This window comes from Wansuia hejianensis (assembly GCF_014337215.1).
Taxonomy (GTDB): domain Bacteria; phylum Bacillota; class Clostridia; order Lachnospirales; family Lachnospiraceae; genus Scatomonas; species Scatomonas hejianensis.
This window is the reverse complement of sequence record NZ_CP060635.1, coordinates 176,441-193,521: the sequence shown is the minus strand read 5'-3', so window position 1 is coordinate 193,521 and position 17,081 is coordinate 176,441. Positions and strand designations below refer to the sequence as shown.

The window sequence follows — 17,081 nt, the reverse complement described above, 5'->3', positions numbered from 1 at the left end:
CATAAAAGGGCACGGGACCTTCATCCCGTGCCTTAGCTTTCATGGCTGCCTTTCCGGCCGCCAGATTTTTCTTATTTGTAGTTAACGATCTTCCCAAAATCTGGCTTCAGTGACGCTCCGCCCACCAGGCCGCCGTCGATATCTGCCATCGCAAACAATTCAGCCGCATTGCCCGCGTTTACCGAACCGCCGTACTGGATGCGGATTGCCTCCGCCGTATCTGTATCGTAGATCTCAGCAATGCATTCACGGATCCCTTTGCATACTTCCTCTGCCTGCTCGCTGGTGGCAGTCCTTCCGGTACCGATTGCCCAGATCGGCTCATAAGCGATGACAGCGGTCTTTGCCTGGTCAGCTGTTACGTTCTGGAAGCCGACCTTTACCTGCTGGCGAATCCAGTCCATAGTAATGCCCTGCTCTCTCTGCTCCAAAGATTCTCCGCAGCACATGATCGGGGTCAGGCCGTGCTCAAATGCTTTGAGGACTTTCTTGTTCACATCCTCACTGGTCTCATGGAAGTAATCCCTTCTCTCAGAATGGCCCAGAATAACATACTTAACGCCTGCGTCAACCAGCATCGCCGGAGCGATTTCGCCGGTATAAGCGCCTTTTTCCTCAAAATACATATTCTCTGCAGCAACTTCAATATTCGTTCCTTTGCAGGCTTCAACAACCGGAACAATATCGATCGCCGGCACTCCAAATACCACATCCACTTCATCACTCTGAACCAGCGGTTTCAGCGTCTCAACAAGTGCGACAGCCTCACTGGGGGTCATATTCATTTTCCAGTTTCCTGCAACAATTTTTCTTCTTGCCATGTTCTTATCCTCTTTTCATAAATTAATAGCTGCGCCTCCGGCTTGCCAATCGCTAAATTGCTTTCGGATGTTTCTTCAACTAAGCTCGTCTACGACTCGCTAAGGTTCAGAAACGGCCTCGCACTAAGCTCTGGCTGCGCCTCCGGCTTGCCAATCGCTAAGTTGCTTTCGGTCATTTATCGTTAGCCGCTGCCACGCCCGGAAGCTCTTTGCCTTCCAGGAATTCCAGCGATGCGCCGCCGCCGGTGGAGATGTGGCTCATCTTGTCACCAAAGCCCAGCTGGTTCACCGCCGCTGCAGAATCGCCGCCGCCGATGATCGTAGTTGCCTCTGTCTCTGCAAGAGCCTTTGCCACCGCGATGGTTCCGGCTGCCAGGGTCGGGTTCTCGAACACGCCCATGGGGCCGTTCCATACGACAGTCTTAGCGCTCTTTACCGCTTCTGCGAACAATTCTGCGGTCTTATTCCCGATATCCATACCCTCCATATCAGACGGGATATCATCCACGGACACTACCTTAACCTCAATAGGGGCATCGATGGGGTTCGGGAAATCAGCTGCGATAGTGGTATCTACAGGAAGCAGAAGCCTTTTGCCCAGCTTTTCAGCCTTTTCCATCATTTCTCTGCAATAATCTATCTTGCTGTCATCTACGAGAGATTTTCCGATCTCCTTACCCTGAGCCTTCAGGAAGGTATATGCCATACCGCCCCCGATGATCAGCGTATCACATTTTTCCAGCAGATTAGAAATCACATTCAGCTTGTCCGCAACCTTGGCGCCGCCCAGAATTGCCACAAAGGGACGAACCGGATTCTCCACAGCATTGCCCAGGAACGCAATCTCTTTCTCCATCAGATAGCCCACAGCGGCGGTGTCCACGAACTGGGTAACGCCTACGTTGGAGCAGTGCGCACGGTGCGCGGTTCCAAACGCGTCATTTACAAAGACATCACACAGGGAAGCCAGGTCTTTGGAAAAGGCTTCTCCGTTCTTGGTCTCCTCTGCGCGGTAACGGGTATTCTCCAGAAGCACAATATCCCCGTCCTTCATGGCCTCTACAGCGGCCTTTGCGTTGGGGCCGACCACTTCCGGATCAGCGGCAAATTTCACTTCCTGTCCCAGCAGTTCGCTTAAACGAACGGCCACCGGCGCCAGAGACAGCTCCGGCTTCGGCTCTCCCTTCGGCTTGCCCAGGTGGGAGCAGAGAATCACCCTGCCGCCGTCATTGACAAGCTTCTTGATGGTAGGCAGAGCGGCCACCAGACGGTTCTCATCAGTAATTTTTCCATCCTTTAAAGGAACATTGAAGTCACAGCGTACCAGGACTCTTTTTCCTTTTACATTAATATCATCCACGGATTTTTTGTTCAGCATATTCATTTCCTCCTGAATAGAATTAGCATTAAAAGGGCCCGGTCCAAACAGACCGGACCCCTTGGGTTCTGAATCAATGAAACTATTTACTGTAACTCAGAGAAGTATTTGATCGTACGAACCATCTGGCTGGTATAGGAATTCTCATTGTCATACCAGGAAACAACCTGAACCTCTGTGGTTCCGTTGTCCAGCGGCAGAACCATTGTCTGAGTAGCATCAAACAGAGAACCATATCTCATTCCAATGATATCGGAAGAAACGATCTCGTCCTCATTATATCCATAGGATTCGGTAGCGGAAGCTTTCATCTTGGCATTGATGTCGGCAACCGTCACAGTTCCTTCAACAACTGCGGTCAGGATGGTGGTGGAACCGGTCGGGGTCGGCACACGCTGTGCAGCTCCGATCAGCTTTCCATTCAGTTCCGGAATAACCAGGCCGATTGCCTTGGCAGCGCCGGTGCTGTTCGGAACGATATTAACAGCTGCTGCACGGGATCTTCTCAGATCGCCTTTTCTCTGCGGTCCGTCCAGAGTCATCTGGTCGCCGGTGTAAGCATGGATCGTTACCATGATACCGGATTTGATCGGAGCCAGCTCGTTCAAGGCCTTTGCCATAGGAGCCAGGCAGTTGGTAGTGCAGGAAGCTGCGGAAATAACAGTATCGGTAGCCTTCAATTCTTCATGGTTTACATTGTAAACGATGGTCGGAAGATCATTGCCGGCCGGAGCGGAGATAACAACTTTTCTTGCGCCCGCTTTGATATGAGCCTCTGCTTTAGCCTTGGAGGTGTAGAAACCGGTACACTCCAGAACAACGTCAACTTTCAGTTCTCCCCAGGGAAGGTTCGCGGCATCAGCCTCTTTGTAGATTCTGATTGTCTGTCCGTCTACAGTGATGGTGCCTGCTTCTTCATCAGAGGTAACTGTGTCTGCCAGAGCATATTTGCCCTGAGATGAATCATATTTTAACAAATGAGCTAACATCTTCGGAGATGTTAAATCGTTAATTGCAACTACTTCATAACCTTCTGCACCAAACATCTGTCTGAAAGCCAGACGCCCGATACGTCCAAAACCATTGATCGCTACTCTTACTGCCATGATTTTAATTCCTCCTAAAAGTGTTTAAAATTGATTTAGTTTCAACCTGCACTATATTCTACCTAATTATCTTTGAAAATTCAAGCCCTTATTTCCAAAAAACGCCGGCTTTTCCATTATATTTTTATAAACTCCGGTTTTCTTCCGTTAAATACCGTGAGACAGTCAAACCCGGCGTCAGACACAATCTGCTTCAACGTCTGGAATTGATACCCTATCTGCTCCGGCCTGTGAGCGTCTGAACCTGCGGTCACCATCGTGCCTCCCAGTTCCCGGTAACGCTTCAGGATATCCGGGTGGGGATTGGGAAAGCCCAGGCCGTATTTGAAACCTCCGGTATTCATTTCCAGAGCGATATCCCTTTGGATCAATTCCCGGAGAATCTCGTCTATGATGTCCGCATATTTATAATAGGAATAATCTCTTTCTTTCTGATAGCCGTACCTCACCACATAATCCATATGGCCCAAACTTTGAAAGCCACGTATATTCCTTACGCACTCCAATGTGAACCGGAAATACTCCCGGTACATCTCTTCATCCGTCCTTTTAATCTCATCCCGGTCATCGGGGTCTACCCCGTCCACCAGATGAACTGATCCGATCACAAAATCAAAGGAAAATTCGTTCAGATACCTGCTGATCTCTTCCTTCAAATGTGGCTGAAGCCCCAACTCCACACCCACACATAGATCCAGCCTATCGCTGTACTTTTCCCTGACCTCTTCCAGCTTCCTCAAGTAAGCGGCCGTGTCCAGCGTGAACTCGCCGTCCGGAAAATCCATGTCGTAGTGGTCTGTGATGCAGATTCGCTTCATTCCCAGGCTGATGGCCTGCTCTGCCATAGCCTCCACCGGCGTATTGCTGTCATCAGAAAAGCAAGTATGCATATGGCAATCTGATATCATAAAATTGTACCTCCTCCGGCCACGCAGCCGTCCTTATAAAATACGACTGCCTGTCCGGGCGTCACCGCTCTGACCGGCTCGTCAAATGTGCATTGAATTTCATCAGGTCCTGTCCTTTTCACCCGGCATCCGGCGCCTCTGTGTCCATAGCGGATCTTCGTCACAAAGTGGCCCTCTTCACCGATATCCATTTCGGGGACTGCCATAAAGGAGATATGATTCGCCTTCAGCGTCCCGGAAAAGACTTCATCCCCTTCACCGATGACTACCTCGTTTGTCTCCGGACGGATTTCCCGCACAAACACCCGGCGGCCCATGGGCAGCCCCAGACCTCTGCGCTGTCCCACCGTATAATGGGTAATCCCCCTGTGGCGCCCGAGAATCTCGCCTTCACTGTTGACAAAATTCCCTTCCGGCATCTTCCTGCCGGCATTTTTCTCTATGAATGCTGCATAATCTTTATCCGGCACAAAACAGATCTCCTGGCTGTCATGCTTGTCCGCTACCGGAAGTCCGGCCTTCTCCGCCATCTCCCGGATCTGGGGTTTTGTGTAATCCCCTACCGGCATCAGCGTGCGGGCCAGCTGCTCCTGAGTCAGGCTGTACAGCGCATACGTCTGGTCCTTTTCAGCCGTCACCGAATTGCGTATGGCATAGCGGCCGTTGGACAGCCGCTCAATCCGCGCGTAGTGTCCGGTCGCGATATAATCGGCGCCGATCTCAATGCTTCTCTGCAGCAAAGCCTCCCATTTCACGTAGCGGTTACAGGCAATGCATGGATTCGGCGTCCTCCCATGAAGATATTCCTCTGTGAAATAGTCAATCACTCTTTCTTTGAACTCACGCTTGAAATTCATCACATAATATGGGATCTGCAGAACCTGCGCCACTCGCCTGGCGTCTTCCACCGCAGACAGTCCGCAGCACCCGCCCTCAGCCTCCTGAGTAAATTCATCCTCCTCCTGCCAGATCTGCATGGTCACCCCGATCACCCGGTATCCCTGCTTCTGAAGCAGCCAGGCGGCCACCGAGGAATCCACGCCCCCTGACATTCCAACGACCACTGTTTCCCGTGCCATTTTAATATTCTTCCTCTTCTTCTCCCTCGCTGATGTCCGACTTAGGCTTCTGCAGCCCTTCTATTTTAATATGATGCTTTTCGGCATAATCCCAGAGAGCCGCATGAATCGCCTCTTCTGCCAGCAGAGAACAGTGCACCTTCACCGGCGGCAGTCCGTCCAGAGCTTCCATCACTGCTTTGTTGGTCACTTCCAGAGCTTCCTGGATTGTCTTTCCCTTGACCAGTTCTGTAGCCATGCTGCTGGTAGCCACCGCGGCGCCGCATCCGAAGGTCTTGAACTTGCAGTCCCGTATAATGCCGTTATCATCGATATCCAGGTACATTCTCATGATATCTCCGCATTTTGCATTGCCCACAGTTCCAACACCGCTGGCATTATCGATCTCGCCCACATTCCTGGGATTCTGAAAATGGTCCATCACTTTTTCGCTGTACATTCTATATTCCTCCATTCTGAACTTCAGATTATTTTCTCACTGTATCATGGATTTCGTCTTTCCCGCCACAAAATCTTCATACAACGGTGACATGGCGCGAAGCTTCTTCACAATTTCCTTAATCTTATCAACGGTAAAATCGATATCTTCCTTCGTAGTTTCATCCGAGAGCGTCAACCGCAGAGAACCATGGGCGATTTCATGAGGCAGGCCGATGGCCAGCAGCACATGGGACGGGTCCAGAGATCCTGAAGTACAGGCCGACCCACTGGATGCACAGATGCCTTCCATATCCAGCATGATCAGAAGGGATTCTCCCTCGACAAATTCAAAGCTGAAATTCACGTTGTTCGGCAGACGCCTGGACGGATGTCCATTTAATTTGCAGTTGGGGACTTCGGCATTGATTCTCTGGATCATATAATCCCTGAGCTGGATCTCCTTCTGTGTCCGTTCTCTCATGGTCTCCGCCGCGCGTCTGGCAGCCACACCGTAGCCCACGATTCCCGGAACATTCTCGGTGCCGGCCCGCCGCTTTCTCTCCTGGGCGCCCCCATGGACGAAGGACCGGATCTTCACCCCTTTCCGGATATACAGAAAGCCAATTCCCTTCGGGCCGTTGATCTTATGCCCGCTGGAGCTGAGCATGTCGATATCGTATTCATCCACCGGAATCGGTACCTGGCCAAAAGCCTGAACCGCATCCGTATGGAACAGAATTCCATGCTCCCTGGCAATCATGCCGATCTCTTTGATGGGCTGGATCGTGCCAATTTCATTGTTGGCAAACATCACAGATATGAGGATAGTCTCCGGCGTAATGGCATTCTCAAGCTGATCCAGCTTCACTACCCCGTCCTCATCAACGTCCAGATAAGTGATCCGTGCGCCCCTCTCCTTCTCCAGATATTCGCAGGTATGAAGGATCGCGTGGTGCTCAATCTTCGTAGTAATGATGTGGTTGCCCTTGCCCTTATATGCCTCAAAGGCTGCCTTCAGCGCCCAGTTATCCGCTTCACTTCCGCCTGCTGTGAAATAGATCTCTTCCGGTTTCGCACCCAGCACTCCGGCAATTGTCTCCCTGCTGGCTGTTATGGCTTCCTTACTTTTGCCGGCAATCGTATAGATGCTGGACGGATTGCCATACAGCTCTGAAAAATAAGGAAGCATTGCATCTACCACTTCCGGAGCGGTCTTTGTTGTAGCCGCATTATCTAAATAAATCATAGGTTTTATCTCCTCTTTTCTTTAATTCTTACATCTCTGGACTGGCTCCCCGCCATTCTTTTCCAAAAGCCTCCTGCTTTCTCCGACCAATTCACCCAGCATGATGGAATCCACCGTGTGGGTGATCGCATCATTGATTTTCTTCCAGACAAACTTGGTCACACAGCAGTCTGCTCCTTCGCAGCCCTGCTCTTCCTGGTAAGCCGAACATGCAACCGCTTTCAGATCGCCTTCGAGAGCGCGCAGAATATCTCCTACCGATATGGTATCCGCCGGCTTAGCCAGGCGGTAGCCTCCTCCGGCTCCCCGCACGCTGACAACCAGTCCAGCCTTCTTCAGAAGCCTCACCAGCTGCTCCAGATAGCTCTCTGAGATGCCCTGGCGTTCCGATATGCTCTGGATGGAAACTGTGTCCTCTTTTTCATGCACAGCCAGGTCAATCAACGCCCGAAGCCCATACCTTCCCTTTGTAGACAGCTTCATATCCGTTCCACCTTCTCAATAATAATTCCGACTAAATTACTCGGATTTTTGTTCATCCTTAGAATATCACCGCCTAACAGTTCTGTCAAGCCTAATCTTTTCATAAATTAGGGGTAAAGGACTTTTTGGGAGCAGTTATATGTCCAACACGAAAAAAGGGTTTTTGAGGGGTGCACTGATTCTGACAGCCGCAGGCTTTCTGAGCCGGATTATAGGCTTTTTTTATAGAATATTCCTTTCGAGAACAATTGGTGCGGAACAGATTGGAATTTATCAGCTGGCCTCTCCGCTGTACACGCTGTGCCTGGCCCTCTGTGCCGTCGGCATCCATTCGGTGCTTTCCCGTTCCATCTCAGCAAAATTCGCAAAAGGAGATAAAAAAGCCGCCTTTGACACTCTGATCACCGGCCTGATAATCTCTCTGACCCTCTCCATCGCAGCCGCTTTCCTACTCCATCGGTTCTCCGGATTTCTGGGCGCCGCCATCCTCCACGAAACACGGTGTGTACCTCTGCTGAAGCTGCTATCCTTTTCGCTGCCATTTTCCTGTATTCATTCCTGCATCAGTGCTTATTATTATGCGCGGAAAAAGACGGGAATCCCTTCCCTCTCACAGCTTCTGGAGCAGGTAGTCCGGGTGGGGGTCTCGTTCCTCTTTTACTCCATCAGCCTGCAGCAGGGTACGCAGCCTGGCGCTCTGCTGGCGGTCTCCGGCGTGCTGGCCGGCGAGCTGGCCTCCTGCCTGTTCTCACTGATCGCCATTAACCTGGAATTCGGCAAATACCACTATGCCGTACATACCCTGGAAAAGCCCATGACCTACACGCGGGAGATTCTCCTGCTCTCTCTGCCGCTGACCTTGAACCATGTGTTGGTCACAGTCCTTCACAGCACTGAAACAATCCTGATTCCCGGCAAGCTGGAAGCTTCCGGCCTGACCGCCTCAGCCGCCCTGAGCCTGTACGGGGTTCTGACCGGAATGGCGCTGCCCATGATAATGTTCCCATCTGCCATCACGAATTCCATCGCCGTCATGCTCCTGCCCAGCGTCGCGGAAGACCAGGCGATAGGAAACTGGAAAAGTATCAGCCGGACCATCGAATCTACCATTCACTACTGTCTGATACTGGGCATATTTTCCATCGGCGTATTTTTCTGCTTCGGGGACCCCATCGGAACACTGCTGTTTGACAGCACCGATACCGGAGTTTTTCTGAAAATACTCGCTTTTATATGCCCGTTCCTTTACCTGAACACAACCTTGTCCAGCATCCTGAACGGTCTGGGCAAAACTAATTTAAGTTTCATTGAAAATGTTATCGGTCTGGGAATCCGAATCCTCTTCGTGATGATCCTCATCCCGCAGTATGGCATACTGGGCTATCTCTGGGGCCTGCTGATCAGCGAACTATCCATCACCTGCCTGAACCTGCTGTTCCTGTATCACCTGACGCCTTTCCATTTCGATGCTGTCTGCTACATCATAAAACCCGCGCGCGCCCTGCTGGTCAGCCTGGGCTGCAGCCTGCTGGCTGAAAACCTTCTGTCACGTCTGTCCATCGGGGTACCGCTGCTGCAGCTCTTCCTGTCGCTGCTTATCATGGGAGTGATCTATCTTCTTTTCTTTCCCGAAGAATGGAAAAAATATACGAAAAAGAAGTGAGTGGTACAGGATCCGTGTAATATCACAGACAGCGGGCAAAAGGAATGAGATGAGCTTCGGAGAACATGATTTTATTTTTTATTATCGACAAACCTTCTCAATTGTAGTATTATAACGACGGTGGGGCAGACAGATCTGCCTGCCCGAACTGTAGTTTTACCGTCTATTTTACATTAAAGGAGACAATCGCAAATGAGCTTTCAGATTATGAAAGAGCTGCCCACGCCGGAAGAGATCCAGGAGCAATACCCTCTTTCCGCTTCGGCGCTCAGGATAAAAGCTGACCGTGACGATGCAATACGTAAAGTGTTCACCGGGGAATCGGATAAATTCCTGGTAATCATCGGGCCCTGTTCAGCTGATAATGAAGATTCTGTCTGTGATTACGTGAACAGACTCGCCAGGATACAGGATAAGGTGGCTGATAAGCTGCTTCTGATCCCCAGGATCTACACCAACAAGCCGCGGACCACCGGAGAGGGTTATAAGGGCATTGTCCATCAGCCCGATCCGGAGAAGAAGCCGGATCTGCTGGCCGGCCTGGTCGCCATGCGCAGAATGCACATCCGTGCGCTGGAAGAATCCGGCCTTACCGCCGCAGACGAAATGCTGTATCCGGCCAACTGGAGTTATGTGTCCGATTTCCTGTCCTATGTGGCCATCGGAGCCCGTTCGGTGGAAGACCAGCAGCACAGGCTGACAGTTTCCGGCATTGATATTCCGGTAGGCATGAAGAATCCTACCAGCGGAGACCTGTCTGTCATGATTAATTCAGTGATCGCCGCCCAGAGCGGACATACATTTATCTACAGAAGCGCGGAGACGCATACCTTCGGAAATCCTCTGGCCCACACGATCCTGCGCGGTGCCACCAACAAGCACGGGAACGCTATTCCCAATTACCATTTTGAGGATCTGGAGCTGCTGCTGGATAAGTATGCGCAGACCTCGCTGAAGAACCCTGCAACCATCGTAGATACGAACCATTCCAATTCTAATAAGAAGTATAACCAGCAGCCGCGGATCGCCCGTGAAGTTCTTCACAGCCGCAGGTATGATTCGCGCATCGCATCTCTGGTCAAAGGGCTGATGATCGAAAGCTATATAGAACCGGGCTGCCAGAAGATTGGCTGCGGAACGCATGTCTATGGTAAATCCATCACAGATCCGTGTCTCGGATGGGACGAGTCTGAACGGCTGATCTATGAAATCGCAGAGCTCTGCTGATAAGGGAAGGGAGCGGTATGCTAGAATATAAGTATGACACCCAGCTGTTGATCGAAGGACAGGATCTGGACGAGGATGTAATTAATGAATATTTCACACGGAACTTTAAGGGCGACTGCCTCCTGGCAGTGGGGGATGAGGAGCTGATTAAGATTCATTTTCACACAAACGAACCCTGGAAGGTACTGGAATACTGCGCTTCGCTGGGAGAAATTTACGACATCGTCGTAGAAGATATGGACAGACAGACAAGAGGCTTAAAAGGATAAATAACCGCCGAAAATGAGCTGACGCATGAATATCCATCATGCGTCAGCTCATTTTCATATTCCTGTCTGCGTCTCATTCGGTCATTTTCTAGGATGTGCCTTGGTGTACACATCCCTGATCTTGTAAATCCCCATGTTCAGATACATCTGAGTCGTAGAAATATCAGAATGCCCAAGCATCTCCTGGACGCTCTTCAGATCAGCTCCATTTTGGATCAGGTGTGTGGCAAAAGAATGCCGCAGCGTGTGCGGCGTGATATCCGCCGTAATTCCCGCGTCCGCCGCATAGCCCTTTAACACCTTCCAGAAACCCTGACGGCTCATGGGCGTGCCGGAGCAATTCGTAAAGAGATATTCACTGGTTTTTCCCTTCAGAAAGGATGCCCTGGCTTTCTCCAGATAATGTTCCAACGCCTTCTTCGCCGTCTCCCCGAAGGGTATAATCCGGTCCTTTCCCCGCTCTGTGCAGGTGATATATCCCATCTGCAGATTCACATCCCCCATTTTCAGGTGAATCAGCTCGCTCACGCGTATACCCGTAGCGTACAAAAGCTCCAGCATGGCCCTGTCCCGGATTCCTTTCATCGTCTCCCCATCCGGCTGCCGCAGAAGCTTGTCCACTTCTTCCACAGTCAGGATCGACGGCGCTTTCTTCTCAACCTTCGGTGGCTTAAGCTGCTCCGAAGGATCTGCCTGTATCTTGTGTTCTCTGACCATATACTGGAAAAATGACCGAATCGCCGCAATATTGCGTGAAACAGTGGCGGGAGACATATGCTCCCGTTCCAGATACAGCATGTAAGAATTCAAATTAGTGGCGGTTATCTGAGTCAAATCTCCAATCTGCTGACCTGCAAAATATACCGCCGCCTTTTTCAAATCCCGTTCGTAAGAAATCTCTGTGTTGTGTGACGTTCTCTTCACGTTATGTAAATAACTGATATAATCTTGAATTGCATTTATCATATTCTAGTCCCTCTGTCTGATATTATAAAAGCAATTCACCCTTCAAAATCTTTATAAGCCATTATAACCGTAAATTTTAGAAATTGCAAACGCATTTTTCGTTGAAAAATCGGGATTCCCAGGCGTTTTCGACAAAAAACAACAACATATCGGAAGGAGCCTTTTTTTACACACCACATCTTGTAAAAAAAATATTTTATTTTTTTTTAACTTTTAAAATACCAGATTTAATATGTAGGGGTTCACATAACATTCCAGCAGAATGCCGCAGAATATCACAGCCAGCGGCGCCAGACAATTCAGAAGATACCCCTTATATAATTTCCGGTTCAGACCGTCTGCCCCCCGGCTTTTCTCAGACATCTGGTATACGCTGGTCAGATAAAACAGCCCTGCCGGCAAATATAGAAAAATCTGAGGCACACACGCAGCCACAAGAACCGCGAACCCCTTCAGCCCGAGCTGAAGGATGGCAATTGCCGCCAGCGCGCCGCTAAGAAACCCCATCCAGAGAAGACCCGCGATAACCAGGACAGTTCCCAGCACAGTAACTCCGACGAGATGATAAACACCCAGCATACCCATCCGCTTCTGCACGAGGTACCACAGATAACCGCTCGTATGCACCTGTACGCTGACCCCTTCCCCTGTGCTGAACAGGCTGAGCGTATCAATATCCTGGGTCCTGTAACGCCAGACCAGATTGACAAATATGATTCCAAGTACAAATCCCGCCAGGAAGAGAAGCAGGAAGAAACGCCAGTATGCCAGTTGCTCAGACTTTCTGAATTTTCCCATAAGAAGACCCCCTCTAGCTATTGTATGAGGGGGTTCCTTCGATCATTACTTTTCTTTTACGCTTTCGTCCACGTCTGTTTCTCCCGCAGCATCCGCTTCTGTCTCACCGGCATCTGATTCTGCAGGCACCGTTTTTTCCGCAGCTGCTGTTTCTTCACCTGCCGTCTCTGCCTCTTCCACGGCCCCGGATTCAGCCTCAGCCTTCTCTTCCTCCGCTGCATCTTCCGCGGATTCTTTCTCTTCGAGGACTTCCTCCATCACCGCTTCATCCTCAATCTTCTGTTCATTGTCGCCGCGCATCATCCTCAGCAGCCCACGGATGCTGGCCAGCACGAAATAAGCCCCGGCGCCGAAGAAAAGGATACTGGCACATATTCCCAGGATCATGCTTCCCCCTGTCATGTTGCCCTTTGCGATCCCCTGGACCAGCTGTACAGCCAGATAAAACAGATAGGCCCCGGCAATAATCCTGATAAAGTAACTGAATTTTTCGTTTCTCATCTTCTACTCCTTTGTATGTTTTCTAATAAATAATTTACTATTCCATTGCAATTAAAGCCGCGCCGATGGCTCCGCAGAGCTGGGCATATTCTGATACGTAGATTCTGGTTCCCAGCTTCTCTTCGAGTACCCGGACAATTCCCTCATTCCTGGCCACTCCGCCGGTCATCATATATACCTCTTCGCCGCCGACCCTTTTAATCAGAGCTGCTGTTTTAGCAGCCACAGCCTTGTTCAGGCCATGGATAATATCCGGGGACGGCGTATTCCGGGCGATCAGGGAAACGACCTCTGATTCCGCAAACACCGTGCACATGCTGGAAATCGTCACATCTTCTCTCCACTTCTGGCCGAGAGCGCTCATTTCCTCCATAGTGAGCTCCATGGTCCGGGCCATCATTTCCAGAAAGCGTCCGGTCCCTGCAGCACATTTGTCGTTCATAACAAAATTCTGCACAGTTCCCTGTCCGTCTATACAGATTACCTTTGAATCCTGGCCCCCGATGTCTATGACTGTCCTGGCCTCCGGATTCAGATAGTGGGCACCCCTGGCATGGCAGGTAATCTCCGTCACGGATGCATCTCCCCTTCCGATCGTCTCTCTGCCATACCCAGTAGAAACTATTTTTCCGAGATCCGCTTCCGTAAGCCCCGCCTTCTCCAGCGCGCCGGCCAGAGCCTTGCCCGCTCCTGCGGCCGCTCCCGCTCCCGTGGGGACCACGGACCAGGCCACCAGATTCTTGTCCTGATCCAGTATCACCACATCCGTGCTGGCAGAGCCACTGTCAATCCCCGCCGTATATCTTTCGTCCCTTTTTGTCTCTCGCTCCGTATCAGACAAGGACAGGCTCTCCGCAAACGCATCCAGCCGGGTAGACAGCTGCCCGCTGCTCTGCCTGGTCCCGTCAGTCTCTATCTTCAGAAGAGGCACTTCCCGGCTGTCCTTAATATTCGCATATTCAAAACTGTAATAGTCACAAAACTTCATCGTGTGATAAATAATCCCTCTGGCCCCGCCTGTCAGCACCTTCCGCTTCTTAATGCTCATCATCCGCATGCAGGGTATCTGATTCAACAGGGCTTTCCCATAATCCGTCATGAATTCCCGGGCAGTCGCCGGCTTCTTGTCCGCAGCGGCGATCTGCCGGTTCCCGCTGCAGGTATCGTCACACACCGGTATATTAAAATGCTTTTGCACCAGATCGCGCAGATGGGCGCCGCTGTGTGCCCCCTGCAGACTCAGGTGCGGCTGTGCGCCTCCATCCGAGGAAACCTCCGCCGCCTTCAGCGCCGCCCAGGCCAGCTCCGGCTGGAATTCACGGCCGCTGTACTGTTCATATGCCTCTAACAGCCTGCCCAACTGCGCCTGAAACATCCCTTCCTCCGCCTCTCCGTTCTTATGGGGCAGATCCAGAAGATATAAAAAGCCCATCTTCTTATTCTGTTCCAAAATATCATAAATCCTTCGCACCACGTCGCAGCAGTTCACCAGAATCAGCTCATCCACCTCTGGCGCCAGCGCGGCTTCCAGCAGCGCCTTGCCATATCCGCAGATGTTCGGATGCCCCAGGCTCTCTGCTGCCTCGAAGGAATCGGTTAATTCCTCCAGCCTGCGGCAGGGAACCTGAAAGCCCGCGAACAGCTCGACCGGCGTGTATTTGCACATGTAGTATATCATCCTTTTTTCCTGTCCTCCAGCATTTCCACAAAAGCCTGCATCCTGGTCGACATCTGGCCATTGCTGGAATTCCCCCGGTCGCAGCCGTCTCCGTCCAGGATCAACACGGGATAGCCCTCCTGTTCCAATCGTTTTTTCACATTCTGCGCCGCTGCCAGAGTCTGCTTGCAGCCCCAGTGGCAGAAGTAAACCACTCCGTCTATCGCCTGATCCCTGCACATGGACAGGCTTCTGTCAATCCTGTGGCCGGATGACCCGTTGAAAGAATCCATGACCACCCTCCGGGCCATGCTTTCAAAAGGATTCTCCGGATCCATCCTGCAAAACGCGTCAAAATTCATGTCACAGGCAGTCACCTGACACCGGGGGCTGAAATTCAGCAGCTTCCGCAGCGGTTCCTGATAATAGGGGATCGTGTGCATCCACAAAAGCCTAATCCCTCTGGACGGCTCCGACTGCTCCAGATCCTTGCAGAGCATTCCCGCATACTGCTCTATCTGAGGCGTGCCCAGAAGCGCATGCGTTCCAAACACCTCGTAGAGTTCACTGGTCAGATCATTCCGAAGGTATTTCCCCCGCTTCAGCCTCTGGCTCTTGGCGAGAAGATCCATCGTCCGTCCGCTTCGCCCGACTGTCTCCTTCAGGCGCTGTTCATCCAGCCGTTCTCCTGTCAGATCCTCTAAAAAACGGGCGAACTCCTGAAGCTGTGCCGCCACATATTCGATGCTTTCACGGGAACGGTCATAGGGGATATCCACATAGAACTGTGGGATTCCATAATGCTCCGCCGCCAGACGGAAGGTCAGGTTATTGGCATCGCATACCAGAGAAGTGTTCGCTATAAACCGCGGTTTGGGAATCACTCCTGATAAGACGCCCCCCAGCAAGATTTTATGATAGGAACAGTACGTCTCCGCAATCCCTTTCCCTTCGGCGTATTCGACAAACCCTTTTTCAGCCGCCGCCCCGTTAATATAGCAGGACATGGCCTCCGCAAACATGGGATGAATCCCAAAGACGTGGAGCAGCTCACAGGGCATGAAAATACTGACCAGAGCCGACCTTTCCGGATGGACCAGCGGAGCGATAATCGCATCCATAGACTGCAGCGCCATCCAGTTCCGGGCCGGGCTCAGATTTTTATCCGGAAAATGCTTCAGCTGTATCCGCTTTCCCCGGTAGGCGGCGACCAGAAGCTTACGGGCCGTATCGGGGTGATCCTGTATTTTATTACCTACTAAAGCTCCAAATTTATCAACAATTGTACTCATAGCATACAGTATAACATAAAAAAATCCGGTGGTAAATTGAAAATACGGCCAATTTACCACCGGTTCCATATTGTCCCCCGGGCGGGCCGGGCAGCCCCTGTCAGCAGCGCAGCAGATCCAGTCCCACATCGCGGATTCTCCCGTTCACGGCGTCAAAGAGCCAGTCAGCCATGATATCCCCAGATTTCGTCTTATGGTAAAACTGCCTTTCCCGAACTGCCGTGTGGACAGTCCCGCCTCTCATCAAAAACAGGTTCTTCCAGTCATTTAAGAAAAAGCCGAAATGAGGCGTCAATTTCTTTAGCTCCCGCACCATATCGTTCAGCTGGTGGAAAAAGACCTCCTGCACCTCACTGTCCGTCTTATAGGTCTTGTGAGCCACATCATTATAATATGCGCTCAGAAGATAATCTCTGACGGAGCTGGCATATAGGTATTTGAGCCGGTCGCCCCACTTCCTGTACAGGCATCTGTACCACTCCAGTGTGATATTCGCGCCCTTAATAGGCCTCCAGAACTCTTCCTTTGTCTTCCAGATCTTTTTCGCCGTCCTCTGCCATTTGTCATACAGAAGCTGGCCGCTGTCCGACAGCAGCGTCACATCCTCACATTCCGGATAAAAACTCTCCAGAATCTCTCCCGTCAGGGCCGGAACCGCAAAGGCGCCGGCACTGTCTCCGGCTATGAGCAACTTCTTCGGGTTACTGAAGAACCGTTTCCCCGCCCTCATCCCGGCAATAAAATTGCCGTACCCGTGAAAATGGAGAATCTGGTCCGAGCCGTCCTCGCCTTCATAGGGGAAATCGTTGTTCCCTAAATGAAAGTCCCCGGTGGCATACGTGATGATAATAAAATTCCAGTCGTCAAAAGGATTCTTTGGGTTCCCAATCTCTGTAATCCCGATGTTGATATTCATGATCTGAGTGAACGGGCGCAGGTTATTCCAGTAATAATTCGGCAGCCCGGCAGCCACCTTTCCCCCTGTGACCGGCCGCGCAGCCGTATATTCATTCCAGGCGACTCCGCCGCCGGACAGAAAAACGCATAAATTGTCGGACTGCGCCCTTTTAATATAAATGTAGTATTCGGAGCCGTCACCGGTAATGCCCTCCGGTATCGGGTATTTATACCAGATATTCTTATCAGGCGCGCCCTGAAGCACAGGCGCCTCTTTTTTGCTCACGATTGTTTTCTCTATAGAATTCTCTACAAACTCTCCTACGCGGATGCTTAGTGCCAGTCCCGGTTTCAGGTCTTTCTCCTTCAT

Annotated in this window: 17 protein-coding genes; 3 read left to right on the top strand and 14 right to left on the bottom strand. The window is 51.2% G+C overall.

The annotated features are described in order from the left end of the window. Window positions 1-71: 71 nt before the first annotated feature. The 8 genes from tpiA to H9Q79_RS00905 all read right to left on the bottom strand — a co-directional run bounded on the left by tpiA (window position 72) and on the right by H9Q79_RS00905 (window position 7,441). On the bottom strand, window positions 72-821 hold the full coding sequence (tpiA, locus tag H9Q79_RS00940) for a triose-phosphate isomerase (RefSeq protein WP_118648431.1): 750 nt from the start codon (window positions 819-821) through the stop codon (window positions 72-74). A gap of 172 nt (window positions 822-993) precedes the next feature. Beyond that, a complete protein-coding gene (locus H9Q79_RS00935; RefSeq protein WP_249329012.1) occupies window positions 994-2,199 on the bottom strand; it encodes a phosphoglycerate kinase in 1,206 nt (401 codons plus the stop codon). Window positions 2,200-2,285: 86 nt separating this feature from the next. Continuing rightward, the gene (gap, locus tag H9Q79_RS00930) at window positions 2,286-3,305 is read right to left on the bottom strand and encodes a type I glyceraldehyde-3-phosphate dehydrogenase (protein WP_118648429.1); all 1,020 of its coding nucleotides are present in this window, start codon (window positions 3,303-3,305) and stop codon (window positions 2,286-2,288) included. 116 nt (window positions 3,306-3,421) lie between these two features. After that, complete coding sequence (locus H9Q79_RS00925) at window positions 3,422-4,213, bottom strand: histidinol-phosphatase HisJ family protein (protein WP_249329011.1); 792 nt, start codon at window positions 4,211-4,213, stop codon at window positions 3,422-3,424. After that, a complete protein-coding gene (gene mnmA / locus H9Q79_RS00920; protein ID WP_249329010.1) occupies window positions 4,210-5,292 on the bottom strand; it encodes a tRNA 2-thiouridine(34) synthase MnmA in 1,083 nt (360 codons plus the stop codon). Before mnmA ends, H9Q79_RS00925 begins: the two co-directional genes overlap by 4 nt. Window position 5,293: 1 nt before the next feature. Beyond that, complete coding sequence (gene nifU / locus H9Q79_RS00915; RefSeq protein ID WP_118648423.1) at window positions 5,294-5,731, bottom strand: Fe-S cluster assembly scaffold protein NifU; 438 nt, start codon at window positions 5,729-5,731, stop codon at window positions 5,294-5,296. A 36-nt stretch (window positions 5,732-5,767) separates the two neighbouring features. After that, the gene (gene nifS / locus H9Q79_RS00910; RefSeq protein WP_118648421.1) at window positions 5,768-6,967 is read right to left on the bottom strand and encodes a cysteine desulfurase NifS; all 1,200 of its coding nucleotides are present in this window, start codon (window positions 6,965-6,967) and stop codon (window positions 5,768-5,770) included. Between the two features lie 12 nt (window positions 6,968-6,979). Continuing rightward, window positions 6,980-7,441 carry an RrF2 family transcriptional regulator gene (locus tag H9Q79_RS00905; RefSeq protein ID WP_118648419.1) on the bottom strand — a complete coding sequence of 154 codons (462 nt, stop codon included), beginning with the start codon at window positions 7,439-7,441 and terminating at the stop codon, window positions 6,980-6,982. Window positions 7,442-7,580: 139 nt separating this feature from the next. Here H9Q79_RS00905 and H9Q79_RS00900 point away from each other — a divergent pair, with 139 nt between their 5' ends. The 3 genes from H9Q79_RS00900 to H9Q79_RS00890 all read left to right on the top strand — a co-directional run bounded on the left by H9Q79_RS00900 (window position 7,581) and on the right by H9Q79_RS00890 (window position 10,600). Next, window positions 7,581-9,104: a putative polysaccharide biosynthesis protein gene (locus H9Q79_RS00900; protein WP_118648417.1), complete on the top strand. Its 1,524-nt coding sequence runs from the start codon at window positions 7,581-7,583 to the stop codon at window positions 9,102-9,104. A 192-nt stretch (window positions 9,105-9,296) separates the two neighbouring features. Next, entirely contained in the window at window positions 9,297-10,331 is a 1,035-nt protein-coding gene (locus H9Q79_RS00895; RefSeq protein WP_249329009.1) for a 3-deoxy-7-phosphoheptulonate synthase, read from the top strand. Between the two features lie 17 nt (window positions 10,332-10,348). After that, window positions 10,349-10,600, top strand: a complete 252-nt coding sequence (locus H9Q79_RS00890; protein WP_249329008.1) for a fatty acid kinase subunit FakA-related protein — start codon at window positions 10,349-10,351, stop codon at window positions 10,598-10,600. A gap of 81 nt (window positions 10,601-10,681) precedes the next feature. On the opposite strand, the gene xerD is transcribed toward H9Q79_RS00890, so the two are convergent. The 6 genes from xerD to H9Q79_RS00860 form a co-directional block, all read right to left on the bottom strand. After that, window positions 10,682-11,566, bottom strand: a complete 885-nt coding sequence (gene xerD / locus H9Q79_RS00885) for a site-specific tyrosine recombinase XerD (protein ID WP_118648413.1) — start codon at window positions 11,564-11,566, stop codon at window positions 10,682-10,684. A 213-nt stretch (window positions 11,567-11,779) separates the two neighbouring features. Further along, window positions 11,780-12,364 carry a stage II sporulation protein M gene (locus H9Q79_RS00880; RefSeq protein WP_249329007.1) on the bottom strand — a complete coding sequence of 195 codons (585 nt, stop codon included), beginning with the start codon at window positions 12,362-12,364 and terminating at the stop codon, window positions 11,780-11,782. 45 nt (window positions 12,365-12,409) lie between these two features. Beyond that, window positions 12,410-12,865, bottom strand: coding sequence for a hypothetical protein (locus tag H9Q79_RS00875; protein ID WP_249329006.1), 456 nt, complete (start codon window positions 12,863-12,865; stop codon window positions 12,410-12,412). 37 nt (window positions 12,866-12,902) lie between these two features. Further along, complete coding sequence (locus tag H9Q79_RS00870; protein ID WP_249329005.1) at window positions 12,903-14,531, bottom strand: acyl-CoA dehydratase activase; 1,629 nt, start codon at window positions 14,529-14,531, stop codon at window positions 12,903-12,905. Window positions 14,532-14,539: 8 nt separating this feature from the next. Then, window positions 14,540-15,943 (bottom strand): 2-hydroxyacyl-CoA dehydratase subunit D, encoded by a 1,404-nt coding sequence (locus tag H9Q79_RS00865; RefSeq protein WP_249329004.1) that lies wholly within the window; start codon window positions 15,941-15,943, stop codon window positions 14,540-14,542. After that, window positions 15,915-17,081, bottom strand: coding sequence for a pectin acetylesterase-family hydrolase (locus H9Q79_RS00860; RefSeq protein ID WP_118647318.1), 1,167 nt, complete (start codon window positions 17,079-17,081; stop codon window positions 15,915-15,917). Before H9Q79_RS00860 ends, H9Q79_RS00865 begins: the two co-directional genes overlap by 29 nt.